Source organism: Belnapia mucosa (assembly GCF_016775475.1).
Classification (GTDB): domain Bacteria; phylum Pseudomonadota; class Alphaproteobacteria; order Acetobacterales; family Acetobacteraceae; genus Belnapia; species Belnapia mucosa.
Genome location: NZ_JAEUXJ010000012.1, coordinates 48,334 through 71,488 on the forward strand (window position 1 = coordinate 48,334; position 23,155 = coordinate 71,488).

The 23,155-nt window shown below is 72.2% G+C and carries 24 protein-coding genes; 12 read left to right on the top strand and 12 right to left on the bottom strand.

The features are described 5' to 3' along the window. Positions 1 to 65 precede the first annotated feature (65 nt). Both JMJ55_RS22465 and rlmN read left to right on the top strand, forming a co-directional pair. Entirely contained in the window at positions 66 to 560 is a 495-nt protein-coding gene (locus JMJ55_RS22465) for an invasion associated locus B family protein (RefSeq protein ID WP_202827847.1), read from the top strand. Continuing rightward, positions 557 to 1,720: a 23S rRNA (adenine(2503)-C(2))-methyltransferase RlmN gene (gene rlmN / locus JMJ55_RS22470; protein WP_202827848.1), complete on the top strand. Its 1,164-nt coding sequence runs from the start codon at positions 557 to 559 to the stop codon at positions 1,718 to 1,720. The genes JMJ55_RS22465 and rlmN overlap by 4 nt, the downstream gene beginning before the upstream one ends. Here the strand turns inward: rlmN and JMJ55_RS22475 are convergent. From JMJ55_RS22475 to JMJ55_RS22485, 3 genes are read right to left on the bottom strand one after another with little or no spacing between them, the layout of a single operon-like run. After that, the gene (locus tag JMJ55_RS22475; protein WP_202827849.1) at positions 1,717 to 2,154 is read right to left on the bottom strand and encodes a GNAT family N-acetyltransferase; all 438 of its coding nucleotides are present in this window, start codon (positions 2,152 to 2,154) and stop codon (positions 1,717 to 1,719) included. The genes rlmN and JMJ55_RS22475 overlap by 4 nt on opposite strands. Further along, entirely contained in the window at positions 2,151 to 3,122 is a 972-nt protein-coding gene (locus JMJ55_RS22480; RefSeq protein WP_202827850.1) for a Bug family tripartite tricarboxylate transporter substrate binding protein, read from the bottom strand. The genes JMJ55_RS22475 and JMJ55_RS22480 overlap by 4 nt, the downstream gene beginning before the upstream one ends. After that, positions 3,119 to 3,586: a MaoC family dehydratase gene (locus JMJ55_RS22485; RefSeq protein ID WP_202827851.1), complete on the bottom strand. Its 468-nt coding sequence runs from the start codon at positions 3,584 to 3,586 to the stop codon at positions 3,119 to 3,121. The genes JMJ55_RS22480 and JMJ55_RS22485 overlap by 4 nt, the downstream gene beginning before the upstream one ends. Positions 3,587 to 3,738: 152 nt before the next feature. On the opposite strand from JMJ55_RS22485, the gene JMJ55_RS22490 reads away from it, so the two are divergent. From JMJ55_RS22490 to JMJ55_RS22500, 3 genes are all read left to right on the top strand, one after another. Beyond that, on the top strand, positions 3,739 to 4,035 hold the full coding sequence (locus JMJ55_RS22490; protein ID WP_202827852.1) for a SemiSWEET family sugar transporter: 297 nt from the start codon (positions 3,739 to 3,741) through the stop codon (positions 4,033 to 4,035). Between the two features lie 114 nt (positions 4,036 to 4,149). After that, a complete protein-coding gene (locus JMJ55_RS22495) occupies positions 4,150 to 5,304 on the top strand; it encodes an MFS transporter (protein WP_202827853.1) in 1,155 nt (384 codons plus the stop codon). Continuing rightward, the gene (locus tag JMJ55_RS22500) at positions 5,304 to 5,753 is read left to right on the top strand and encodes a MaoC family dehydratase (protein ID WP_202827854.1); all 450 of its coding nucleotides are present in this window, start codon (positions 5,304 to 5,306) and stop codon (positions 5,751 to 5,753) included. The genes JMJ55_RS22495 and JMJ55_RS22500 overlap by 1 nt, the downstream gene beginning before the upstream one ends. Before the next feature lie 14 nt (positions 5,754 to 5,767). Here the strand turns inward: JMJ55_RS22500 and JMJ55_RS22505 are convergent, their stop codons facing one another. Then, a complete protein-coding gene (locus JMJ55_RS22505; RefSeq protein ID WP_202827855.1) occupies positions 5,768 to 6,796 on the bottom strand; it encodes an alpha/beta hydrolase in 1,029 nt (342 codons plus the stop codon). Positions 6,797 to 6,933: 137 nt separating this feature from the next. Between JMJ55_RS22505 and JMJ55_RS22510 the strand changes: the two genes are divergently transcribed. Together JMJ55_RS22510 and JMJ55_RS22515 are read left to right on the top strand one after the other, a co-directional pair. Then, positions 6,934 to 8,169, top strand: coding sequence for an argininosuccinate synthase (locus JMJ55_RS22510; RefSeq protein ID WP_202827856.1), 1,236 nt, complete (start codon positions 6,934 to 6,936; stop codon positions 8,167 to 8,169). Positions 8,170 to 8,171: 2 nt separating this feature from the next. Continuing rightward, entirely contained in the window at positions 8,172 to 8,960 is a 789-nt protein-coding gene (locus JMJ55_RS22515) for a potassium channel family protein (RefSeq protein WP_202827857.1), read from the top strand. Here the strand turns inward: JMJ55_RS22515 and JMJ55_RS22520 are convergent, their stop codons facing one another. After that, complete coding sequence (locus tag JMJ55_RS22520; RefSeq protein ID WP_202827858.1) at positions 8,961 to 9,923, bottom strand: Bug family tripartite tricarboxylate transporter substrate binding protein; 963 nt, start codon at positions 9,921 to 9,923, stop codon at positions 8,961 to 8,963. It abuts the gene before it with no gap. A 51-nt stretch (positions 9,924 to 9,974) separates the two neighbouring features. Beyond that, positions 9,975 to 11,045, bottom strand: a complete 1,071-nt coding sequence (locus tag JMJ55_RS22525) for a mechanosensitive ion channel family protein (RefSeq protein ID WP_202827859.1) — start codon at positions 11,043 to 11,045, stop codon at positions 9,975 to 9,977. A gap of 98 nt (positions 11,046 to 11,143) precedes the next feature. Between JMJ55_RS22525 and JMJ55_RS22530 the strand changes: the two genes are divergently transcribed. The 4 genes from JMJ55_RS22530 to JMJ55_RS22545 are packed head-to-tail and all read left to right on the top strand — an operon-like array spanning position 11,144 to position 13,548. Next, positions 11,144 to 11,332 (top strand): hypothetical protein, encoded by a 189-nt coding sequence (locus tag JMJ55_RS22530; RefSeq protein WP_202827860.1) that lies wholly within the window; start codon positions 11,144 to 11,146, stop codon positions 11,330 to 11,332. 52 nt (positions 11,333 to 11,384) lie between these two features. Further along, positions 11,385 to 12,020 (top strand): FMN-binding negative transcriptional regulator, encoded by a 636-nt coding sequence (locus JMJ55_RS22535; RefSeq protein WP_202827861.1) that lies wholly within the window; start codon positions 11,385 to 11,387, stop codon positions 12,018 to 12,020. A 2-nt stretch (positions 12,021 to 12,022) separates the two neighbouring features. Further along, positions 12,023 to 12,976, top strand: a complete 954-nt coding sequence (locus JMJ55_RS22540; RefSeq protein WP_202827862.1) for a lyase family protein — start codon at positions 12,023 to 12,025, stop codon at positions 12,974 to 12,976. After that, positions 12,973 to 13,548 carry a lyase family protein gene (locus JMJ55_RS22545; RefSeq protein ID WP_202827863.1) on the top strand — a complete coding sequence of 192 codons (576 nt, stop codon included), beginning with the start codon at positions 12,973 to 12,975 and terminating at the stop codon, positions 13,546 to 13,548. The genes JMJ55_RS22540 and JMJ55_RS22545 overlap by 4 nt, the downstream gene beginning before the upstream one ends. On the opposite strand, the gene JMJ55_RS22550 is transcribed toward JMJ55_RS22545, so the two are convergent. The 3 genes from JMJ55_RS22550 to JMJ55_RS22560 all read right to left on the bottom strand — a co-directional run bounded on the left by JMJ55_RS22550 (position 13,526) and on the right by JMJ55_RS22560 (position 15,920). Continuing rightward, positions 13,526 to 14,500, bottom strand: a complete 975-nt coding sequence (locus JMJ55_RS22550; protein WP_328702751.1) for a Bug family tripartite tricarboxylate transporter substrate binding protein — start codon at positions 14,498 to 14,500, stop codon at positions 13,526 to 13,528. The two genes, JMJ55_RS22545 and JMJ55_RS22550, sit on opposite strands and share 23 nt — an antisense overlap. Positions 14,501 to 14,577: 77 nt before the next feature. Further along, positions 14,578 to 14,832 (bottom strand): hypothetical protein, encoded by a 255-nt coding sequence (locus JMJ55_RS22555; protein WP_202827864.1) that lies wholly within the window; start codon positions 14,830 to 14,832, stop codon positions 14,578 to 14,580. A gap of 113 nt (positions 14,833 to 14,945) precedes the next feature. Then, positions 14,946 to 15,920, bottom strand: coding sequence for a TAXI family TRAP transporter solute-binding subunit (locus JMJ55_RS22560; protein ID WP_202827865.1), 975 nt, complete (start codon positions 15,918 to 15,920; stop codon positions 14,946 to 14,948). 143 nt (positions 15,921 to 16,063) lie between these two features. Here JMJ55_RS22560 and JMJ55_RS22565 point away from each other — a divergent pair, with 143 nt between their 5' ends. Next, positions 16,064 to 16,762, top strand: coding sequence for a CBS domain-containing protein (locus JMJ55_RS22565; protein WP_236033934.1), 699 nt, complete (start codon positions 16,064 to 16,066; stop codon positions 16,760 to 16,762). On the opposite strand, the gene JMJ55_RS22570 is transcribed toward JMJ55_RS22565, so the two are convergent. The 3 genes from JMJ55_RS22570 to JMJ55_RS22580 are packed head-to-tail and all read right to left on the bottom strand — an operon-like array spanning position 16,741 to position 23,107. Continuing rightward, a complete protein-coding gene (locus JMJ55_RS22570) occupies positions 16,741 to 17,997 on the bottom strand; it encodes an MFS transporter (protein ID WP_202827866.1) in 1,257 nt (418 codons plus the stop codon). The two genes, JMJ55_RS22565 and JMJ55_RS22570, sit on opposite strands and share 22 nt — an antisense overlap. Then, positions 17,994 to 18,476 (bottom strand): mismatch-specific DNA-glycosylase, encoded by a 483-nt coding sequence (locus tag JMJ55_RS22575; protein WP_328702752.1) that lies wholly within the window; start codon positions 18,474 to 18,476, stop codon positions 17,994 to 17,996. The genes JMJ55_RS22570 and JMJ55_RS22575 overlap by 4 nt, the downstream gene beginning before the upstream one ends. Then, positions 18,473 to 23,107, bottom strand: a complete 4,635-nt coding sequence (locus JMJ55_RS22580) for an NAD-glutamate dehydrogenase (protein WP_202827867.1) — start codon at positions 23,105 to 23,107, stop codon at positions 18,473 to 18,475. The genes JMJ55_RS22575 and JMJ55_RS22580 overlap by 4 nt, the downstream gene beginning before the upstream one ends. Positions 23,108 to 23,155: the final 48 nt, after the last annotated feature.

Below are 23,155 nucleotides of genomic sequence, written 5' to 3' on the forward strand. Positions count from 1 at the left end.
TAGGGCGCGGCCGCCGGTGCCGCCAGCCCGGTTGCTGCGGCGCGGCAGGGACCTTATCTAGCGGCATGCTCGCGCTCCGCCTCGCCCTCATCCTCGGAACGATTCTTGTGCCGGCCGCGCAGGCGCAGCAGGCACGACCGCAGAAGCTCGGAGAATTCGGCGCCTGGATCGCCGCCTCCTATGCCGAAGGCGGCCAGAAGGTCTGCTACGCCTTCACCCGCACCGGCCGCCAGGGCGTGCTGCTCTCCGTCACCCACCGCCCCACGACGCGGGACACGGTGACGGTCACGGCCGGCTACGCCTATCCCCGCAATGCCGAGGCGACGGCGACCGTCGGCGGCACGGACCTGCCCTTCTATACCGCCGGCTCCACCGCCGCGGCGCGGGACGGGGCGGCCGCCGTGCGCGCCTTCCGCAACGGGCGGGACGCGGTGCTGAAGGGGCCAGGTGCCAATGGACGCGGGACCGTCTCCGACAGCTTCTCCCTCTCAGGCTTCACCGCCGCTTATGAGGCGATCAGCAAGGAGTGCCCGCCCGGCGCGGGTGGCGCCCACCGATGAGCGACCTGACCGCGCTCGAGCGCGACCGCATCCTCGCCAAATCCGCACTCTTCAACCCGCCCGAGGCGACGCTGCCCGACGGGCGGCGGGAGCTGGTCGGCCTCTCGCGCGAGGAGCTGGTGGCGGAGCTGGCGGCGCTGGGTGAGAAGCCGTTCCGGGCGAAGCAGCTCTGGCACTGGATCTATCACCAGGGCGTCACCGATTTCGCCGCCATGACCAGCATCGCCGGGCCGATGCGGGCGAAGCTCGCCGAGCGCTTCACCGTTGGCCGGCCTGAAGCGGCGACGGTGCAGACCAGCGCCGACGAGACGCGCAAGTGGCTGTTCCGCTGGCGCGACGGGCAGGAGGTGGAGACGGTCTATATCCCCGACCGCCATGCCGACCGGGGCGCCGTCTGCATCAGCACGCAGGTGGGCTGCACCCTCTCCTGCCGGTTCTGCCATACGGGGACGCAGAAGCTGGTGCGCAACCTCGGCGCGGCCGAGATCGTCGGCCAGTTCATGGCGGCGCGGGACAGCTACGGCGAATGGCCGAGCCCGAAGGACGACCAGCCGCGGCTGCTGTCCACCATCGTCGTCATGGGCATGGGCGAGCCGCTCTATAACTACGAGAACACCGCGAAGGCGCTGCGCATCATCATGGATGGCGAGGGCATCGGCCTCTCGCGCCGGCGGATCACGCTCAGCACCTCGGGCGTGGTGCCGATGATGGACCGCTGCGGGCAGGAGCTCGGCGTCAACCTCGCCGTGTCGCTGCATGCGGTGACGGATGAGCTGCGCGACGAGATCGTGCCGCTGAACCGGAAATATCCGATCCAGGAGCTGCTGGATGCCTGCCGGCGCTATCCGGGGGCGAGCAATGCGCGGCGCATCACCTTCGAATATGTCATGCTGCGCGGGGTGAACGACTCGGAGGGCGAGGCGCGGGAGCTGGTGCGGCTGCTGCACGGCATCCCGGCCAAGATCAACCTGATCCCCTTCAACCCCTGGCCCGGCAGCCCCTACCAGACCAGCACCCATGAGCAGACGGCGAAATTCGCCGCCATCCTCAATGATGCCGGCTATTCCAGCCCAATCCGCCGGCCGCGCGGGCGAGACATCCTGGCGGCCTGCGGGCAGCTGAAGACCGAGAGCGAGCGGGTGCGGCGGGCCGTCGCCTAAAGCGCCTTCCGGAACAGCACGGAGGTCGCCACCGTCTCGTAGCCGAGCGTGGTGTAGAAGGCATGCGCCCCGCTGCGGGCGCTGTTGGAGGTGAGGGCGAGCGAGGCTTGGCCCTGGGCCCGCGCCCAATCCTCGGCGGCCGCCATCAGCCGCCGGCCGAGGCCCGTGCCGCGCGACCCCGCCTCCACCACCAGCGCCTGGACCATCGCCTCGGGCGGCTTCTCGATCGCCGGGCGGAGGAAGAGGTGCATCAGGCCGAGCACCGCCCCCTCCCGCACCGCGACCAGCACCGCATGGCCCGGGGCGGCGCGGACCGCGGCGACGCGGCGGGCGACCTCCTCGGCCGGCATCGCATAGCCAAGCTGGGCCAGCAGGCCGGGCAGCGCCGGCATGTCGGCTTCCTCCAGCGGCCGGATGGCGATCCCGTCGCTCATTCCGCCGTGGCGCCGCTATCGGCCACGACCTTGGTCCAGAGCCCGATCTCGGATTGGATAGTGGCGGCGTAATCGGCCGGGCTGCCGCCGGTCGGCTTGGCACCCTGGGCGGCGAGGCGGGCGCGCACCTCGGGGTCGGCCAGCGCCGCGGCCACCGCCGCGTTCAGCCGGGCGATGGCGGCGGGCGGCGTGCGGGCCGGGGCGAGGATGCCCTGCCAGGCGCCGAGGTCGAAGCCGGGCGGCGTCAGCCCCACCTCGCCCATGGCCGGCACATCCGGCAGCAGCGGCGTGCGCTCCGCGGAGGAGACGGCGATGGCGCGGACGCGGCCTTCCTGGATCATCGGCAGGGCCGTCACCACCGTATCGGCGGTGAATTGCACATTGCCCGCCGCCGTGTCGGTCAGCGCCGCCGCCGTGCCGCGATAGGGCACATGCACCGCATCGCCACCGATATGCCGCATCACCAGGAAGGTGACGAGGTGCGAGATATTGCCGACGCCGCCCGAGGAATAGCTGAGCTTGCCGGGATTGGCCTTGACCCAGTCTATGAACTCGCGCGCCGTCCGGGGCGGCGCGGCCGGGTTCACCACCAGGGCGAGCGGCGAGGCAGCGGTGAGCGAGACCGGCGCCAGATCGCGCAGCAGGTCGTAGCTGAGCCGCTTGTACAGGGCCCGGCTGATGACGATGGAGGAGGTGTTGTAGAGCACCGTGTAGCCATCGGGCTCGGCCTTCGCCACCGCCTCGGCGGCGATATTACCATTGGCGCCGCCGCGATTCTCGACGACGATCGTCTGGCCAAGGTCGCGGCCCATGCGCTCGGCCAGGATGCGCGCCACCACATCGGTCGGGCCGCCGGGCGGGAAGGCGACCACCAGCCGCACCGGCCGGTCGGGGAAGCCTCCTTGCGCCAATGCCGGCGCGGCGAGGCCGGCGGCGCCGAGCGCCAGCAGATGGCGGCGTGCGATCATGGTGTATCCTCTCCCCGGAGCAGTCGCGTCACGTCGTAGTCCATCACCGGCTCGTCCCGCTGGTTCAGCACCCGTACGGCGGAGGCGACCACGGCGCGGCCGCCGGTGCTGGTCGGGCGGATGGCGGTGACCTCGACCTCGGCGCGGATCGTATCGCCGACGCGCACCGGCGCCAGAGGGCGGATATGGGTCTCGAGCAATGCGAGGCCGGTGCCATGGCACATGCCCTGCAGCAGCAAGCCTTCGATCAGCGCATGGGTCAGCGCCCCGGGCACCGGGCGGGCGCCGAGCGCGCCGGCCTGAGTCGCATCGACGAAGAGCGGTTCCTGCATGCCGGTCAGCGCGACGAAGCCCATCAGGTCGTGCTCGGTGACGGTGCGGCCGAAGCTGCGGAAGCGCTGGCCGACCGCCAATTGCTGCCAGGTGAAGCCAAGGCCGAGCAGCGGCGGCGTGTCCTGCGGCATGTGTCCTCCCCTTGGGCCACAGGCTCCTCGCCCGGGATGCCGCTGTCAACGGAACCGCGATCCCAGGCGCCGGTTAGGACACCGCTGTCAACGGAACCGCGATCCCAGGCGCCGGTTAGGACACGGCGCCTGGAACCGGAGGGAATGCCGCGATGGATGCCGCCCCTATCATCGGCGGATTGGCCACGCTGGCCTCGACCACCAGCTTCCTGCCTCAGGCCTGGAAGGTGATCCGCACCCGCGATACGGCGGCGATCTCGAAGCGGATGTACACCGTCACGGTGGTGGGTTTCGCGCTGTGGCTGACCTATGGGCTGCTGCTCGGGCAATGGCCGCTGATCCTGACCAACGGCATCTGCCTCGCCCTCTCGGCCTTCATCCTGGTGATGAAGCTGCTGCCGCGGCATCGCAAGGAGGCGGTGGCGGCCGCGCTCGACCCCACGACTTGATACTTTGGGGAATGCGCCTTGCGGCGCATTCCTGATAACGGCACCGGTGGGGGTGCGGACCGGTGCCGCGCCAGCTTGACCTCCAGGCGGCGGCACCGCCTACTCGCGCCGCGCATGCCCCCTGCCCTTCCCATTGCCCTGCTGGCCCTGGCCGGATTCACCACCGGCGCCGGCATGCGGATGCTCGACCCGCTGCTGCCCTCGGTCGCCGCCAGCTTCGGGGTCAGCGTGCCGCAGGCCACCATCCTCGTCGCCGGCTTCGTGCTGCCCTATGGGCTGGTGCAGCTCGTCGCCGGGCCGCTCGGCGACCGGATGGGCAAGCTGCGGATCGTCTGCGGCGCGCTGCTGCTCTACGGGCTCGGCCTGGTCGCCAGCGGCTTCGCCCCGGCGCTGTATGGCCTCGTCGGGCTGCGGGCCTGGTGCGGCTTCTTCGCCGGCGCCGTCATCCCGCTGCTGATGGCGCATATCGCCGATGCCGTGCCCTATGCGGACCGCCAGGTGGCGATCAGCCGCTTCCTGACGGGCATGGTGATGGCGCAGCTCATCGCCGGCCCGGTCTCCGGCGTGGTGGCCGAGGCCGCGGGCTGGCGGCTGCCCTTCCTGCTGCTGGGTGCCCTGGCGCTGGCGGTGGGCGCGATCCTCGCCGCCCGGCTGGGGCCGGCCCTCTGGCGGATGCCGGAGGATGCGGCGCGTGGCCGCGGCATGGCGGCCTATGGGGACCTGCTGCGGCGGCCGGCCGGGCGCTGGCTGATGGGCATCGCCTTCTGCGACGGCTTCCTGCTGTTCGGCGGCGCCTTTCCCTTCGTCGGCTCCTTCCTGATCGAGCGTTTCGGCCGCAATGCCGCGGAGGCGGGGCTGATCGTCGCCGGCTTCGGCCTCGGCGCCTTCGTCTATACGCGGCTGGCGCGGCGGCTGCTGGCCCGCTTCGGGGAGAGGGGGCTGCTGATGACCGGGGGCGCGCTGGTTGCGGCGCTGCTCGGCCTGCTGGCGGCGGCGCCGGGCTGGCCGGTGGTGGCCGCGGTGCAGATCGGGCTCGGCCTCGCCTTCTACATGTTCCATGGCGTGCTGCAGACCCAATCGACCGAGGCGCTGCCGGAGGCGCGCGGCACCGCGGTGGGCGCCTTCGCCCTGGCGCTCTTCCTCGGCCAGAGTGCAGGATCGCTCGCCTTCGGGCTGGGGCTGGTGGCCATCGGCTATCGCGGCGCCTTCGCCGCGGCGGGCTGCGGGGTGCTGGCCCTGGCCCTCTGGGCCAGACAGGGGACGAAGTGATGGCGGAGCACTACCTGGAGGATTTCGCGGCCGGGCAGGTCTTCCGTTCCGGCACGCTGGCGGTGACGGAGGAGGCGATCATCGCCTATGCGCGGGAATTCGACCCGCAGCCCTTCCATCTGGACGATGCCGCGGCGCGCGGCACGATGTTCGGCGGGCTGGCGGCCAGCGGCTGGCACACCGCGGCGATGACGATGAAGCTGCTGGTCGGCAGCGAATTCCGCCCCGCCGGCGGGATCATCGGCGGTGGGATGGAGGAACTGCGCTGGCCCCGCCCGGTGCGGCCGGGCGATGTGCTTCGGGTCGAGGTCGAGGTGCTGGAGGTGCGGCCCAGCCGGTCCAGGCCGCAACAGGGGATGCTGCGGGCCCGCTGTACCACGCTCAACCAGCAGGGCGAGGCGGTGCAGGTGTTCGTGCCGAACCTGATCGTGCCGCGCCGGCCCGGCTGACTAACCCACCCTGATCACCCACACTGGGCCGGCCGGCCCTCCATGAATTCCAGCAGGCAGTCGCCGAAGCGGCGGGTGAAGAGCGATTCCGCCCCGCCGCCATGGCCAGCGAGTCCGGCGGGCCGGTCGAGGAAGAGCAGGTCCTGCACCCGCCGGCCGAGGGCCTGGAACAGCCGGGCGCGGGCATTCGGGTCCGGGTCGAATTCATCGCCTTCGAAGGTGGCGACGACGACGCGGGCGGCGGGGTTGCGGGCACGCTCCAGCACCTCGCGCAGTTCCGCCACTGCCCAGCCCCAGGCGGGGCTGCCGCGCGGGCCATGCGCGGCGGGGGCGACCGCCACCACGCCATCGACCAGCCCCGGCTCGTCCAGCGCCTGCAGGGCGTTCCAGGCGCCGCGCGACTGGCCGCCGACGACGATCCGGGCGTAGCCCCGGGCCCGCAGCGCCCGCAGCGCCCCCCGCAGCCAGATGGCGGCATCCTCGGTCTCATCGAGGGAGGGGTCGCGGTCGAAGCGCAGCACGTCCCAGCCGGCATTGTTGAAGACGCGGACATGCGGCTGCGGCTGGCTGCCGCGGCTGTCCTGGCCTCCGGCGGCGCGGCCATGCGCCCAGATATAGGCGCCACGCGCCGCGGCCGGGCCTTGCCAGAAGAAGCGGCCATCCGCCACCATCGCCCAGCCCGGCCCGCCGAGCAGCGGCCGGTTGGGCGGCGGCGGCAGCGAGGCGACCGTCTCAAGCCCCGGCCAGACCACGGTGAGATCGCGCGCATAGGCACGGCAGCCGGCGCCGGCCTCTGCGCCGACCCATTGGGCGCAAAGGGCGATGGCCCGGGCCTCGGTGGCGGCGAGATCGGGTTGGGCGGCGGCCCAGCCCCAGGCGCCGCTCGGGCTGAGGGCGAAGACCCGCGGCGTCGCCTGCTGGAGGAAACGCTGATAGTCGGCGCGGCCTTCGGCCGAGAGATGCGGCACGGCGCCGGCATCCAGTACCGAGACGGGTTCGGCATGGAGCGGCAGCGGCAGGGCCAGCATCAGGGCTAGCCACAATAGTATGTGATATCCCATGGATGTGATGAAACCATGACAGACCCGACTCGCGCAACCGTGATCTGCACAACTAGCCCCTTGTTTGGGGCCGCCTTCCGGGGCACCAAGCCGCGATCCAGCTCCCCAAGGACCCGACCATGCGCGTGAAGGATGTGAAGAAGGTCGTGCTGGCCTATTCCGGCGGCCTCGACACCAGCGTCATCCTCAAATGGCTCCAGACCACCTATCGGTGCGAGGTGGTGACCTTCACCGCCGATCTCGGCCAGGGCGAGGAGCTGGGCCCGGCCCGGGACAAGGCGCTGCTGCTCGGCATCAAGCCCGAGAACGTTTTCATCCGTGACCTGCGGGAGGAATTCGTACGGGACTTCGTCTTCCCGATGTTCCGGATGAATGCCCTCTATGAAGGCCAGTATCTCCTCGGCACCTCCATTGCCCGGCCGCTCATCGCGCAGGAGCAGATCCGAATCGCCGAAGAGGTCGGCGCCGATGCCGTCGCCCATGGCGCGACCGGCAAGGGCAATGACCAGGTCCGCTTCGAGATCGGCTATTACGCGCTGAAACCCGATGTGAAGGTCATCGCCCCCTGGCGTGAATGGGAGCTGACGAGCCGTACCCGGCTGCTGGAATTCGCCGAACAGAACCAGATCCCGATCGCCAAGGACAAGCGCGGCGAGGCGCCCTTCTCGGTCGATGCCAACCTCCTGCACAGCAGCTCCGAGGGGAAGATCCTCGAGGAGCCCTGGGACGCGCCGGACGAGATGGTCTGGCAGCGCACCATCAGCCCGATGGAGGCGCCCGACAGCCCGACCGAGATCGTGGTCGAGTTCGAGCGCGGCGACGCCGTCGGCATCAACGGCAAGCGGATGAGCCCGGCGACGCTGCTGACCGAGCTCAATGCCCTCGGCAAGGCCAATGGCATCGGCCGGCTGGACCTGGTGGAGAACCGCTTCGTCGGCATGAAGTCGCGCGGCTGCTACGAGACGCCAGGCGGCACCATCCTCTATCAGGCGCACCGCGCCATCGAGAGCATCACGCTGGACCGCGAGGCGGCGCACCTCAAGGACTCGCTGATGCCGCGCTATGCGGAGATCGTCTATAACGGCTTCTGGTTCAGCCCGGAGCGCCGGATGATCCAGGCCATGGCGGATGAAAGCCAGCGCAGCGTCACCGGCGAGGTGCGGATGAAGCTGTATAAGGGCAATGTCATCGTCACCGGCCGGCGCAGCTCGCACAGCCTCTATTCGATGAAGCACGTCACCTTCGAGGAAGACCAGGGCGCCTATGACCAGTTCGATGCCCAGGGCTTCATCAAGTTGAACGCGCTGCGGCTGCGGCTCGGCGCCATGGCCGGGCGCCGGGGCGGCGCGCTGTAGCCATGCGGTGGCCGCGGCGCGATCGGCTCCGGGTTGCGCTGCGGAGGCTCTACCGGGCGGAGGTGCCGGAGGCCCGGCGCTTCCGCTATGCCCTGCTCGGCCTCGACCTGGTCAGCATCGGCTGGATCGTCACGGCCTCCTTCCTGCCGCTCAGCACGCTGGTGCTGGCCGTGGATGTCGGGCTCGGCCTCGTCCTGCTGGCCGAATTCGCCACGCGGATCGGCGCCAGTGCGCGCCCCTGGCGGAACCTGATGCGGCCGCTGGAGCTGGCCGACCTGCTCGGCATCCTCTCCCTGCTGCTCGCGCCGCTGCTGCACGGCGCGCTGGGGTTCCTCCGCGTGCTGCGGACGCTCCGGCTGCTGCATTCGGTCCGGCTGATCGCCTCGCTCCGCAGCGACCTGCCCTTCTTCCGCCAGAACGAGGAAGCGGCGCTGGCGGCGGCGCAGCTCGGTGTCTTCATCTTCGTCATGACCGGCGTGGTCTTCGAGACGCAGCACCGCGGCAACCCGCACATCACCAACTATTCGGACGCGCTCTACTTCACTGTCACCACCCTGACGACGACGGGCTTCGGCGACATCACCCTGCAGGGGCCGCTCGGGCGGCTGCTCTCGGTGGTGATCATGCTGGCCGGCGTCACCCTGTTCCTTCGGCTGGCGCAGACGCTGTTCCGGCCGAACAAGGTGCGCTTTTCCTGCCCGGATTGCGGCCTGCAGCGGCACGAGCCGGATGCGGTCCACTGCAAGGCCTGCGGCATCCTGCTCAACATTCCGAACGAGGGCGAGAGCTGACTACTCCGCCCGGATGCCGGTCTGCGCCACGATCTGCTTCACCACCACCCTCTCCCGCTGGATGCGGGCGGTGAAGGCGGCCGAGCCTTCGGTGACCGCGTCATTGCCGGTCATCGCCAGCTTCTCCCGCGTCGCCGGATCGCGCGTCGCATGGGCCAGCGCCGCCTCCAGCCGCGCCATCACCGGCGCCGGCGTGCCGGCGGGGGCGAACAGGCCGTTCCAGCTGGTCAGGTCGAAGCCGGGGAAGCCGCTCTCGGCAATGGTGGGCAGGTGGGAGAGGCTGCCGCGCCGCTCGCCGCTGGTCAGCGCCAGGCCCCGCACCTTCCCCTCCTGCACCAGGGGGCCGAAGGTATTGGCGGTGCCGATCGCGGCGTCGATGGTGCCGGCGGCCAGGTCCCGCGCCGATTCCGCGCCGCCGCGATAGGGCACGTGCTCCAGCTTGATCCCGGCCCGGTTCTCCAGCAGCGCGCCGGCCAGATGGCCGAGGGAGCCGACGCCGGGCGTGCCGTAGCTGACGCCGGGATGCGCCTTGGCATGGGCGAGGAAGCCGGCCATGTCCTTCGCCGGGAAGTCGCGCTTCACCACCAGCACATAGGGCAGCGCCACCGCCTGGCCGACCGGGGCGAAGGCCGTCTCGTAGTCGAAGGTCAGGCCCTTCACGATGAAGGGCACGACGAGGAAGGCGAAGCTTTCGAACAGCAGCGTGTAGCCGTCAGGCGGGGACTGGGCGACGATCCCGGCGCCGATCGAGCCGCCGGCGCCGGTGCGGTTCTCGATCACGATGCTCTGGCCGAGGGATTCCGCCAGCTTCGGCGAGAGCAGCCGCGCCACCGTGTCGGATTGCCCGCCCGGCGCATAGGGCGCGATGATGCGGATCGGCCGGTCCGGCCAGGACTGGGCCCCGGCCCGGCGGATGGCGGCGGCGGCGAGCGCGCCCCCGAGCAGCATGCGACGTCCCGGCATCGGTCGGCCCTCCCGCCTTTTGGGAAAGGCTGGCGGCGGCGCCGCGCCGGGTCAAGCCGCTTGCGCCTCGGACAGGGTGAACCGGGTCTGCGGCAGGGCCTTCGGGTAGTGCTTGGCGAGGAAGGCGACCAGTTCTTCGCGCATCAGGCAGCGCAGGTCGAACATGGCGCCGGAATTGGCCGCGCTCATGAGCACCCGGACCTCGATGCTCCGCTCCTTCAGGTCGGTGACCTGCACGGCGAAGACCCGGCGGTCCCAGAGCGGGCTGGTCTCCAGGATGCGCTGCGCCTCGGCCCGCAGCGCGGCGACCGGGACGGTGTAGTCCACATAGACGAAGACGGTGTCCAGTAGCTGGGCGCTGGTCTTGGTCCAATTGCGGATGGGGCGTTCGGTGAAATAGTTGATCGGGACCACCAGCGAGCGCTGGTCCCAGGTGGCGATGGTCACATAGGTCGAGGTGATCTCCGCCACATGGCCCCATTCGCCCTCGACCAGCACCGCATCGCCGAGGCGGATCGGCTGGGTCAGCGCGATCTGGATGCCGGCGATGAGGTTGGAGACGGCCGGCCGGGCCGCGAGGCCGGCGACGATGCCGGCAACCCCCGCGGAGGCGAAGAGGCTGAGGCCGACGGTCCGGACCGCCGGGATCGCTGTCAGCACCAGCCCCGCCGTCAGCGCCACCCCGGCTGAGACGGCCAGGCGGCGGAAGACGATCAGCTGGGTGCGCCGCCGCCGTTGCAGCCAGTCGGCATTCTCGCCGAGTTCCTCGACCATGTAGGAATCGAAGACCGCGGCCACCTTGCGGGTCGCCGCCCAGCCGAGCGCCACCACCAGGCCGAGCGCGGCGGCGCGGCTGGCGGCGCGTGAGGCCTCGGTCGGCAGGTCCACCTCCGGCAAGGCCGCCTGGATCGCGAGCAGCGCCACCGCGACCCGGACCGCGCTGCGGCCATCCACCATCACCCGCTGCAGCACCCGCGCATTGCTGGCCGAGAGCAGCCGGTCCAGCAGCGCATGCAGCAGCCACAGCACCAGCAGGGCCAGCGCCGGGGCCAGGACGAAGGCGACCAGGAGCGAGAGCCAGACCGGCATCTCCCGCCCGCCCGTGAGCAACTCGGTCAGCATGGCAGTCCTTTCTCTCGGGCAGCCGCCGCCCCAACGCGGCAGCGGCGGAACCGTGGCGCCCGGGACGCGCTGGAAGCTCGATACGGAGGAGATGCGAGATGCCGGAACCCAGGCCAGTGCAGAAGGGCACGGGCGAGGCCCCCTGGACCGAGGAGGAGAAATCCCGCGGCGCCGCGAAGCCCGAGGAGATCGAGCAGGCCGGCGGATCGCCCGGGGGCCGGCCGAATGACGAGCGCGCCAAGACCGAGAGCGCCGCCGCCGAGACCGAGCCCGACAAGCACCGCTGACCCGCCCTGCCGGCATTGGACGGCGGCGGGGCCGTCCTGCCATGCTCGGCCCATGTACAACCCCGCCGCCTTCCGGGAGGACCGCCCGGAGATCCTGCACAGCCTGATCCGCCAGGCCCGACTTGCCCTGCTCGTCTCGAACGGGGCGGGCGGCGTGCCGGACATCACCCATCTGCCGCTGACGCTGGATGCCGGGGCGGGGCTGCTGATCGGCCATCTGGCGCGGGCCAACCCGCATGCGGCAGCGCTGCGCGAGGCCGGGCGCGCGATCGCGGTGTTCCGCGGGGCGGAGGCCTATGTCTCGCCGAATTGGTATCCCTCCAAGGCCGAGCATCACCGGGTGGTGCCCACCTGGAATTACGAGGCGGTGCATGCCGAGGGGCCGGTCGAGATCATCGAGGACCCGGTGCGGCTGCACGCCATCGTCAGCCAGCTGACCGAGGAGAAGGAGGCGTCGCAGCCGCGGCCCTGGTCGGTCGCCGATGCGCCGGAGCCATTCATCGCGGGGCAGCTCAAGGGGATCGTCGGCTTCACGCTTCGGATCGAGCTTCTGACCGGCAAGCGCAAGCTCAGCCAGAACCGCGCCGCCCCCGACCGGGATGGCGCGACTGCGGGTCTGGCCGCGAGCGAGGATCCCCGCGACCGCGCCACCGCCGCGGCGATGCGGCGCATGGCCGAAGGGGGCTGAGCATGCGGCGCGGCATCGGGGCACTGATCGGGGTGATGATGATGGGCAGCCTGGCGGCGCCGCTGGCCGCGCAGCCGTCGCCGCGGCGCGACGAGTTCTTCTGGCTGGGCGAGATCAACAAGGCCAGCACCGTCATCAACTCGGAGGAAGGGCTGCTGGACCCGGCGCTGGCGCCACGGATCGCCGCCGGGCTCGATGCCGTGCTGCAGGCGGGCGCGCAGCCGGGCGGCCAGCGCCCCAACCTCGTCATCACCTTCGAGCCGCTGCTGATCGAGGCCGCGGGCGTCGAGGCGACGCTGCTGCATGCCGGGCGATCAAGCCAGGACATGCTGGCGACGGTCCGCGCCGCCATGCTGCGGGACGGGCTGCTGCGCCTGGCCGGGCAGCTCCGCCGCACCACGGACTCCATGCTGCGCGTGGCGGAGCGCCATGCCGGGACGGTGGTGCCGAACTACACCAACGGTGTCGCCGCCCAGCCCAACAGCTACGGCCATTACCTGCTCGGCCATATCGCCGGGCTCGACCGCGACGCCCAGCGGCTGCGCGAGGCCTATGCGCGGCTCGACCTCTCGCCCATGGGCACGACGGTGCTGAACGGCACGAGCTGGCCGCTGAACCGCGACCGCATGGCGCGCTATCTCGGCTTCCCGGACAAGGTGGACAATGCCTATGACGCGGCGCAGATCGCCGCCACCGACCTGCCGGTCGAGATCGGCGCCGTCGCCACCAGCATCGCGCTCCATGCCGGCGCCTACATCGCCGATGTGATGACCCAGTATGCCCAGCCGCGGCCCTGGATCCTGCTCGAGGAAGGCGGCGGCAACACCTATGTCTCGAGCGCCATGCCGCAGAAGCGCAACCCGGGCCTGCTGAACGATGCGCGGCGGCAGGCCTCGACGGTGGTGACGCTCGGCATGGGAAGGGCGCTGCAGGCGCACAACATCCCGCCGGCATGAACGACCCGAAGGTCACCGCCGACAACATGGCGCTGATCGCCGCGACCGTGAACCTGCTGGAACGCTGGGACCGCATCCTGCATGCGCTCGTCCTCAGCCCGGAGCGGGCGCTGGAGGAGCTGAACAGCGACTGGACCGCCTCGCAGGAGGTGGCGGATGTGCTGATGCGACGCCATCGCCTGCCCTTCCGCGTCGGCCACCACTTCGCCTCGGAGGTGGTCGATTACGCCAAGGCGCATGACATCCGCCCGGCCGACTTCCCCTATGCCGAGGCGCGGCGGATCTATGCGGAGACGCTGCGCGAGATGCGCCAGCCGGAGGGTGAGCTGCCCATGAGCGAGACGGAATTCCGCGCCGCGCTCGACCCCGCCGCCATCATCCGCAACCGGGCGACCAGCGGCGGGCCGCAGCCGTCGGAGATGGCACGGATGCTGCGCGCCGCCGGCGAGAGGCTGGCGGCGCAGGAGGGATGGATCGGCGAGCGCCGGGCCCGGATCGACGGGGCCCTCGCCGCGCTGGATGGCGATTTCGGCCGGATCCTGGCCCGCGCTACTCCGGCCGAGCGCCGCTGACCTTCACCATCTCCCCCCAGATCGGCCGTTCCTTGGCGAGCCGCGCCGCCAGCCCCTCGGGCGTGGAGCCGGTCAGCCGGGCGCCCATCCCGATCGCCCGCTGCTGCAGCGCCGGGTCGGTCCAGGCGGCGCGCACCTCGGCCGAGAGCCGCTCGACCACCGCCTGAGGCGTGCCCCGTGGCGCTGCCCAGAGATGCCAGGGCGAGACGTCGAAGCCGGGCAGGCCGGCCTCCGCCATGGTCGGCACATCCGGCAGGGCCGGCCAGCGCTGCGGCAGCGCCACGGCCAGCGCCCGCATCCGCCCCTCCTGGATCACCCCGACATAGGAGGCGAGGTTGTCCACGGCATACTGGATGTCGCCCCCCAGCATGGCGGTGATGGTCTGCGCGCCGCCGCGGAAGGAGACGTGCTGCGCATCAAGGCCGGCGCGATTGGCGAGGTAGGCGCCGGAGAGATGGATGGTGGTGCCGACGCCGGAGGAGCCGTAGCTGACCCCGCCGGGCCGCGCCTTCGCCCAGGCGACGAACTCCGCCAGCGTCCGCGCCGGGACATGCTGCGCCGGCACGACCAGCACGTTGGGCAGGTCCCACATCGCGCTGATCCAGGCGAAGTCGCGGTCGGGGTCGTAGGGCAGGCTTTTGAAGAGGTGCGGGTTGATCAGCAGGTTGTGCATGCTGACCGTGCCGATGGTGGTGCCATCCGGCGCGGCGCGGGCGAGCGCCTCCGTTCCGATATTGCCGGAGGCGCCGGTGCGGGTCTCGACGATGAAGGGCTGGCCGAGGCGCTGCCCCATCTGCTCGGCGGCCAGCCGCGTCATGACATCGAGCGAGCCGCCGGGCGGGAAGCCGACGATGATGCGGACCGGCCGGTCCGGCCAGCTTCCCTGCGCTCGCCCGGCAAGGGGCAAGGCGGCCAGCATGGGTGTCGCAAGCAGCCCGCGGCGGTGCAGCACTGGATATTCCTCCCGGTTTTCGTTGCCGGAAGGCTAGCACCACGCACCGACGCGACGGTAGCGCGGCGGGGCCTGGTTCAGTGTGCCGGCTGTGGCGCGGGCTGCTGCTGGTTCTGGGGCGCCTGCTGCCTGGCAGCGGCGCGGTCGGCCCGGCTGCGCTCATGCGAGCCGACGGCGCAGCCCGCCGCGGCGCCGGCGACGGCATGGCCGCTGCCCACCATATGCCCGCCCACCGCGCCAAGGGCGGCCCCCTTGGCACAGGACGGCTTGGCCATGGCGGGCGCGGCAGACAGCAGCGCCACGGCGGCTGCGGCGGCGAGGATGGTCTTCATGGGGCGGCTCTCCAGCTCTCCTTGGGTCAGGGGAACGGGAGGCGGAGGGGCAGGTTGCTGGCATTGCGTATCGTTCACGCCGGCACCATGCCCCCCGCAACGCTCCTGGCCGCTCAGCCCAGGTTGGCGCCCTGCTTCTTCCAGAAAGCCTCGGCCGCCGGGTGCCAGGGCACGCCGGCCGCCGCGGTCTTCTGCCGCTCCAGCGTGAAGCCGCGGCCCTCGGCATGCACCTGGGCCAGCTCGGCGCGGCCGTTCCAGGTGCTCTCCAGGATCTTCGTCACCATGTCGTCCGGCATGGTGTCCATCACCGCGAGGATATTGGCGACCGACATCTGCTGGTTGTCCGTGGTCTGGCCGGGATAGGTGCCGGCCGGGATCACCTCGGGGAAATAGACCGGACCGTATTTCGCGGTGATCTTCGGCACCAGATCGGCATGGTCCACCAGCCGCATGGTGATGCCGGGCGAGGCGGCGAGGTCGGTCACCGCGCTGGTCGGCACGCCGGAGACGAAGAAATAGGCGTCGAGCTTGCCGTCCTTCACCGCATTGGTGCTCTCGGCCGGCGACAGCCGCTCGCGCGCGCGGAAATCCTTGTCGCGGTCGAGGCCCGCGGCCTCGATCAGGCGGAAGGCCATCACCTCGGTCGCCGAGCCGGGCGCGCCGGAGGAGATGCGCTTGCCCTTCATGTCCTGGATGCTCTGGATGCCGCTGGCGGCGGTGGTCACCGCCTGCATGCGGTTGGTGTAGAGCACGGCGATGGCGCGGACCTTCACCGGCCGGCCGCGGAAGCGGTCCTCGCCCTTCACCGCATCGACGCTGGCATCGACCTGGGAGAAGATCAGCCCGACCCGGCCGGCGCCGAGCAGCTGGTTGTTGGCGACCGAGCCGCCGGTGACCTCGACCGTCGCGCTCATGCCCGGGATGGTGCGGGAGAGGATATTCGCGAGGCCGCCGCCCAGCGGATAGTAGACGCCGCCCGTGGTGCCGGTGGCGATGGCAAGCTGCATGCCCTGGGCCCGAACGAGGCGCGGGGCGGCGAGCAGGGACGCAGCGGCGCCGAGCGTGGCGCGGCGGGTGATCTGGGACATTGGTTTCGGTTCCTCCCGGAGGGATCGCACCGCAAGCAATAGCCATTGCGGCGGAGTGGCGAAAGGCGCCGCATTTGCGCCGGATCAAGGCGTGATCGCGGGCCGGCGCGCATCCTCCGCCCATCGGCGAAGGAGAAGCCCCGATGACCAGCCTCACCGCCCGCGACCTGATGAGTGTGGATGTCGTCACCGTGCCGCCGGAGACGCCGGTGGTCGCCATCGCCCGGCTGCTGGCCGAGCGCGGCATCTCGGCCGTGCCGGTGCTGGACCATGACGGCAGGCTGCGCGGCATCGTGACCGAGGCCGACCTGATCCGCCGCCTGGCTGGCGCCGAGGACCGGCCCGCCGGCTGGCTGCGCCGCCTCTTCGCCGATGCCGCCACCGAGGCGGAGCGCTATGCCCGCACCCATGGCGCGACCGCCAGCGATGTGATGACCGAACAGCTCGTCACCGTCACCCCCGGCACCACCGCCACCCATGTGGCGCATCTGCTGGAGGAGATGGGCATCCGCCGCGTGCTCGTGGTGGAGGACGGCAAGCTGCGCGGCTTGGTCAGCCGGGCCGACCTGCTGCGCGCGCTGGTGGCACCGCCGGAGCCGGCGCATGGGCTCTCGGACGGGCGCATCCGCGCGGCGGTGCTGGCGCAGATGCGGAAGCAACCCTGGGCCGACACCTTCAGCACCATGGTCGAGGTGCAGGGCGGCACCGTCACCTTCCACGGCTTCGTCCGCAGCGAGGCGGCGCGGCGGGCACTGCGCGTGCTGGCGGAGAACATCCCCGGCGTCACCAAGGTGGTCGACGAGACCCAGCCGATGCCGGCCTATCTCTCGGTCGCGGCATAGGGCTTCACGCCCGCCAGGACCGCGGCGCCGAGGGCGAGGAAGACGACAACCGTCGCCATCCCCGCCCGCTGGCTGCCCGTCGCCGTGGTGACGGCGGCGAGCACGGCCGGGCCGAGGAAGCCGGTGACGCGGCCGCTGAGGGCGAAGAGCCCGAAATGCGCCGCCACCTCCTCGGGCGGGGCGAGGCGGGCCATCAGCGTGCGGCTCGCCGCCTGGGCTGGGCCGATGAAGAGGCCGAGCGTCAGCGCCAGCGCCCAGAAAGCGGGTTTCCTCTCCACCACCAGCAGCCCGGCCGAGAGCAGCACCAGCGCGCCGAGCGCCACCATCACCGTGCGTTTCGAACCCATCCGGTCCTCGACCAGGCCGAAGCCGGCGGCACCCAGCCCGGCCGTCAGGTTGAGGGCGATGCCGAAGACCAGGATCTCCTCGAAGCCCATACCGAAGACGCCGGCGGCATAGATGGCGCCGAAGGCAAACAGGGTGTTCAGCCCGTCGGTGTAGAACAGGCGCGCGACCAGGAAGCGCGCCATCACCGGGTTGCGCGGCAGGCGGCGCAGCAGGCGGGTGATTTCGGCCATGCCGCCGCGCGCCGCCGCCCACCAGCCGGGCTTCGGGCCATGGCTGCCCGGCAGCAGGGCAAGGACCGGCCAGGCGAAGGCGGCGACCCAGGCGGCGGTCAGCAGGGCCGTCGCCCGCACCGGCTCGGCGCTGGCGGCATCCAGGCCAAACAGCGGCGGCTTCGGCTGCACCAGCACGACAAGCGCGATGACGAGGCAGACGAGGCCCCCGGCATAGCCCAGGCCCCAGGCGAGGCCGGAGACGCGGCCGATCTGCGCCGGCGCCGCGACCTCCGGCAGGAGGGAGTTGTAGAAGACCGTCCCCAGCTCGAAGGCGATGGTGGCGAGGCCGACGCAGGCCAGCGCCCAGAGCGCATCCTCCGGCCGCGGCTGCGCGAACCAGATGCCCGCCGTCGCCACCACCATCATCCCGGTGCAGAGGCCGAGCATCAGCCGTCGCCGGCCGCCCGCATCGGCGACCGCGCCGAGGGCGGGCGAGAGCAGCGCGATGGCGAGTCCCGCGACTGTCTGCATCCAGCCCCATTGCGCCTGGCCGGTCGCGGGATCGGGCGCGATGCCGCGGGTGAAATAGGCGGCGATCACGAAGGTGGAGACGACGGTCGGGAAGGCGCTGTTCGCCCAGTCATAGAGGGCCCAGGCCCAGGCTTGGCGCGTCATGCGAGGCGCCGGGCGAGGTCGAACCAGGGCGCCTCCTGCCAGCTCCGGCAGGCGAGGCCGGAGGTGGAGGGCATCACCATGACCGGCGGCGCACCCTCCCACCAGCCGAAGCGCGGGGCGTGGGCGCCGAGCCAGCGCGACGCCGCTGCCTTGCCGTTGAAGGCGAGCAGCCGGGGCGCCACCGCGGCCAGCCGGGCCCTCAGCCCAGGCAGGTCGTAGCCGTCCCGCGGCAGGTCGGCATCCGCGCCGAAGGCGGTTTTGCAGAGATCGGTCAGGCCGATGCCGAGATCGAGCAGCAGGGAATACTCCTCCGGCCGGAAGCGCCGCGGCGTCAGGCCGATGCGGTGCAGGATGTCCCAGAATTTATTGCCCGGCCCGGCGTAATAGGCGCCGCGCGCGGCGGAGACGGCGCCCGCCGCGCTGCCGCAGATCACCAGCCGCAGGCCGGGGCGGAGCAGGTCCGGCAGGATATGGCTCACGCCACCGCCGCCAGCGCCCGGACCGCGACGCCGACCGCCGCCAGGTCGCCGACCTTCGCCGCCTCCCGCGCCAGGGCGATGGGCGCCTCGGCCGGGGGTGCCGTGCCTGACAGACGGGCAGCGGCCAGCCGCGCCTGGATGGCGCCGAGATCGGCGAGCAGCGCCGCCCGGGCCCGCGGGCCGAAGGGACCCGGGGCGGGGGCGGCATGGGCGGCGCCGCGCAGCGCCTCGATCCCATACTCGGCCCCGACGCCGGACCAGGCGGTCGCGGCGGCCTCGGGCGCGGCGCCGGTGGTACCGGCCAGTTGCAGGATCACCGGCGCCGCGGCGAGGCGCCCCGCCGCGGCGGCCAGCGCCACGGCGGGCTCCGGCAGCCCGGCCTCGCGCCAGGCGGCCGCCTCGGGCCCCGGCTCGGCGCCGGCGACCAAGGCCTCCACGCCGGGGCGTAGCGCGGCCAGCGCCAGCTCCAGCGGCCGCGGCGCATCCAGCAGGCCGAGCGCCGCCTCCTCCTGCAGCCGCCGCAGCGCCAGCAGCAGCACCATTCGGGCGGCGGCCGGGGCGGTGGAGGCATCGGCGGCATCCGCAGCCTCCGGCAGGGCGAAGACCTCGCCGGCGAGCCAGGCGGCGCGGGCGATGGTCGCCGGATCGGCCGCGGCCGCCAGCCTTCCGAGCGCGGCGCAGCCGAGGCGGTTCGCCACCTCATTGGCGATGGCGGTCGCCACCAGCTCCCGCCGCAGCCGGTGGCGGGCGATCATCTGCGGAAAGCGCTCCCGCAGGGCTTGCGGGAAATAGGCGAGCAGCATGGGGGCGAAGACCGGGTCGTCCGGCAGGTCGCCCGCCTCGATCGTCTCGGTCAGCCAGAGCTTGGCCAGCGGCAGCAGGGCCGCGATGCCGGGGCGGGCGAGTGCCTCGCCGGCGGCGATCCGGCTGGTCATGGCGGCGGCATCGGGCAGGCCGGCCACCGCACGGTCGAGCACCCCGGCCGCCTCCAGCCGCAGCATCAGCGCCGCCTGGCCCGGCAGCGCCTCGGCCCCCGCCCGCTCCTCGAGCGAGACGGCCAGCGACTGCTGGGCATTGTCGCGCAGCACCAGCCCCGCCACCTCATCCGTCATCTCGGCGAGCAGCGCGTCACGCTGCGTACGGGTGAGCGCGCCGGAGGCTTCGGCGTCGGCGAGCAGGATCTTGATGTTCACCTCATGGTCGCTGGTGGAGACGCCGGCGGAGTTGTCGAGCGCATCGGTGTTGATGCGGCCGCCGGCGCGCGCGATCTCGACCCGGCCGGCTTGCGTCACGGCGAGGTTGGCGCCCTCCCCCACCACCCGGGCGCGGACGTCCTTGCCGTTGACGCGGAGCGCGTCATTGGCACGGTCGCCGGCTTCGGCCTGGCTCTCCGTGCTCGCCTTCACATAGGTGCCGATGCCACCGAAATAGAGCAGGTCCACCGGGGCGCGGAGGATCGCCTGCATCAGCGCTGCCGGCTCGATCCGCTCTGCTTCGATCCCAAGCAGCGTGCGCACCTCGGGCGAGAGCGGGATGGTCTTCAGCGAGCGCGGGAAGACGCCGCCGCCCGCGGAAATCTTCGCGGTGTCGTAGTCGGCCCAGGAGGAGCGCGGCAGGGCGAAAAGGCGCTGCCGCTCGGCGAAGGAGGCGGCCGGGCCGGGGCTCGGGTCGAGGAAGATGTGGCGGTGGTCGAAGGCCGCGACCAGCCTGGTGTGCGGCGAGATCAGCAGCCCATTGCCGAAGACATCGCCCGACATGTCGCCGATGCCGGCGCAGGTGAAATCCTGGCTGAAGATATCATGGCCGAGTTCGGCGAAATGCCGCGCCACCATCACCCAGGCGCCGCGCGCGGTGATGCCCATGCCCTTGTGGTCGTAGCCGGCCGAGCCACCACTGGCGAAGGCATCGCCCAGCCAGAAGCCGTACTCGGCGGAGAGGCCGTTGGCGATGTCGGAGAAGGTCGCCGTGCCCTTGTCGGCGGCGACGACCATGTAGGGATCGTCGCCGTCGCGCCGCACCACGCGCGCGGGCGGAACCACGCCTTCTGGCGAGAGGTTGTCGGTGATGTCGAGCAGCCCGCGGACCAGCAGCCGGTAGCAGGCGACGCCCTCGGCCTGGAAAGCCTCGCGCTCCGTCGGCACATGCTTGAGGACAAAGCCGCCCTTCGCCCCGGTCGGCACGATGACGACGTTCTTGACGCGCTGCGCCTTCATCAGCCCGAGGATCTCGGTGCGGAAATCCTCCCGCCGGTCGGACCAGCGGATGCCGCCGCGTGCCACCGGCCCGGCACGGAGATGCACGCCCTCCATCCGCGGCGAATGGACGAAGACCTCGCGCCAGGGCCGCGGCGCCGGCATCTCGCCGGCCGCGGCGCTGTCGATCTTCAGCGAGAGGTAGTCCTTGTGCTGGAAGTAGTTGGTCCGCAGCACCGCGCCGAGCACGGTGTGCAGGCGGGAGAGGATGCGGTCCTCATCCGGGTTCTCGACGGCATCCAGCAGCGCCCGCCACCCGGCCTCCAGCGCCGCTTCCCCGTCCCGCGGCCGGTCCGGGTCGAAGCGGGCCTGGAAGAGGTCGAGCAGCAGCCGCGCGGCGGCCGGATGCGCGGCGAGCGCCGCCTCGACGCTGGCCTGCGCGAAGGCGAAGCCGACCTGCTTCAGCCAGCGATAGAGCGCGCGCAACAGCCAGCATTCCCGCCAGCCGAGCCCGGCGCGCAGCACCAGGCGGTTGAAGCCGTCGGGCTCGGCGCGGCCCTCCAGCAGCGCCGCCAGCGCCTCCAGCAGGGCCGGGAAGCGGGATTCCTCGGCCGGGGCGCCCGGTTCCAGGGTGAAGACATGCAGCACGATGGCCTCGGCCCCGGCCGGCGCCAGCCGGTGCGGCACCTCCTCGATGGCGCGGAGGTCGAGGCTCTCGAACAGTGGCAGCGCATCCGCCAGCGGCAGCGGACCGCCGGGATTGGCCAGCCGCAGCACGAGGCCCGCCGCACCGGGCGGGCGCATCAGCGTCGCCGCGGGCCGGCCCTCGGCCAGGGCGCGTTCGGCCAGTGCGAGATCGGCCGCGCCCTCGGCGCCGGTCGCGGTCTCGCGGTAGGCGGGCGGGAAGGCGTCGCGCCAGCGGGCGAGGGTCGCGCTGGCCGCGGCCTCTCCCCGTTCGGCGGCCAGCGCCTCGGCCAGCCGGTCCTGGAAGCCGCGTGCGGCCTGGGCGACGGCCGCCTCCAGCGCCGCCTCGTCCAGCTCGGGCGGCCGGGCGGGGTCGGTGCCGATGATGTAGTGGATGCGGGCCAGCGGGGAATCGCCGAGGGCGATGTACCAGGCGCTGAGATGCCCGCCGCAGGCGCGGGCCAGCATGGCGCCGACACGCTCGCGCAGCCGCGTGTCGAAGGTGTCGCGCGGCAGCCAGGCGATGGCCGAGATGAAGCGGCCGAAGGGGTCGCGCCGCAGCACCAGGGCCGGGCGCGGCCTGATCTGCAGGTCGAGCGCGCGCCGGGCGGCGGCGAGAATCTGCGCCTCCGGCGCCTGGAACAGCTCGTCGCGCGGCCAGGTGTCGAGGATGTTGCGCAGCGCCCTTCCGTCATGCGCTTCCGGGTCGTAGCCGGCGGCGCCGAGGATGCGGGCGACCTTCTCCGCCAGGAGCGGGATGCTGCGCGGGTTGCGGTTATAGGCCGAGGCGGCGAAGAGGCCGAGGAAGAGCCGCAGCCCGACCACCGCGCCATCCGGGCCGAGCGTGTCGGTGACGATCACATCGGCATGCTGCGGCCGGTGGACCGTGCTGCGCATATTCGCCTTGGCGATGGTGACGGCGGCCGAATCGGTCAGCGCGGCGCGCAAGGCCGGCGGCAGCGTGCCCTCGCCGCGCAGCACGTCGAAGACCGGCAGGGCCGGGTCGCGCAGCAGGCCGAGATTCTCTGGCTCGACCCCCCGCAGCGCCCCGTCCGGCGTCAGCATCAGCCGGCGATGGCCGAGCAGGACGAAATTATCCTCGCCCAGCCAGCGCAGGAAGTCGGTGGCGCCCGGCTCGGCGCGCGGCGCGACCTCAGCCGCGGCGCCGCGCAGCAGCGCGGCCATGGCAGGGAAATCCTCGACCGCACGGCGGGTATCGGCGAGCGCCCCGGCCAGCGCCGCCTCCAGCCCGGCCCAGTCATTTGGCGCGGCGCCGGGCAGGCCGGGCAGCAGGGCGGCCGGGGCGGCGCCAAGCGTGATGCGCATCATGCTCTCGGGATGCGCCTCCGGCCCCTCGCCGAGGGCGAGCAGCCGGCCGGCGGCATCGCGGCGGACCGGCACCACGGGATGCAGGAGCTGCCGCACCACCCGCCCCTGCCGGGACAGCGCCCCGAGCGCGCTATCGACCAGGAAGGGCATGTCGTCGGTGACGATCTCGGCCACCGCATGCGGGCCCTGGCCGGCGGCGGGCGGTATGACGCGGAGGCGAACCGTGCCCGGCTGCCGCTCCTGCGCCAGGGCGAAGAGGCTGGCGCTGGCGGCAGCCACCGCCTCGGGCGCCGCCAGCTCGGCGGTCGGGACCTCGGCATGCAGGGCGCGGAGCAATGTTGCCGCATCGGGCGGCAGGGCGGGCGCCAGGCGCCGCAGCGCCTCCTCCGCCAGGCGGAGCAGTTCAAGCCGGGCCGGCTCCGTCATCTCGGTTTCCCCCTGTTCGCGGGGCGCATCCTCTGCGGCATCGGCCCC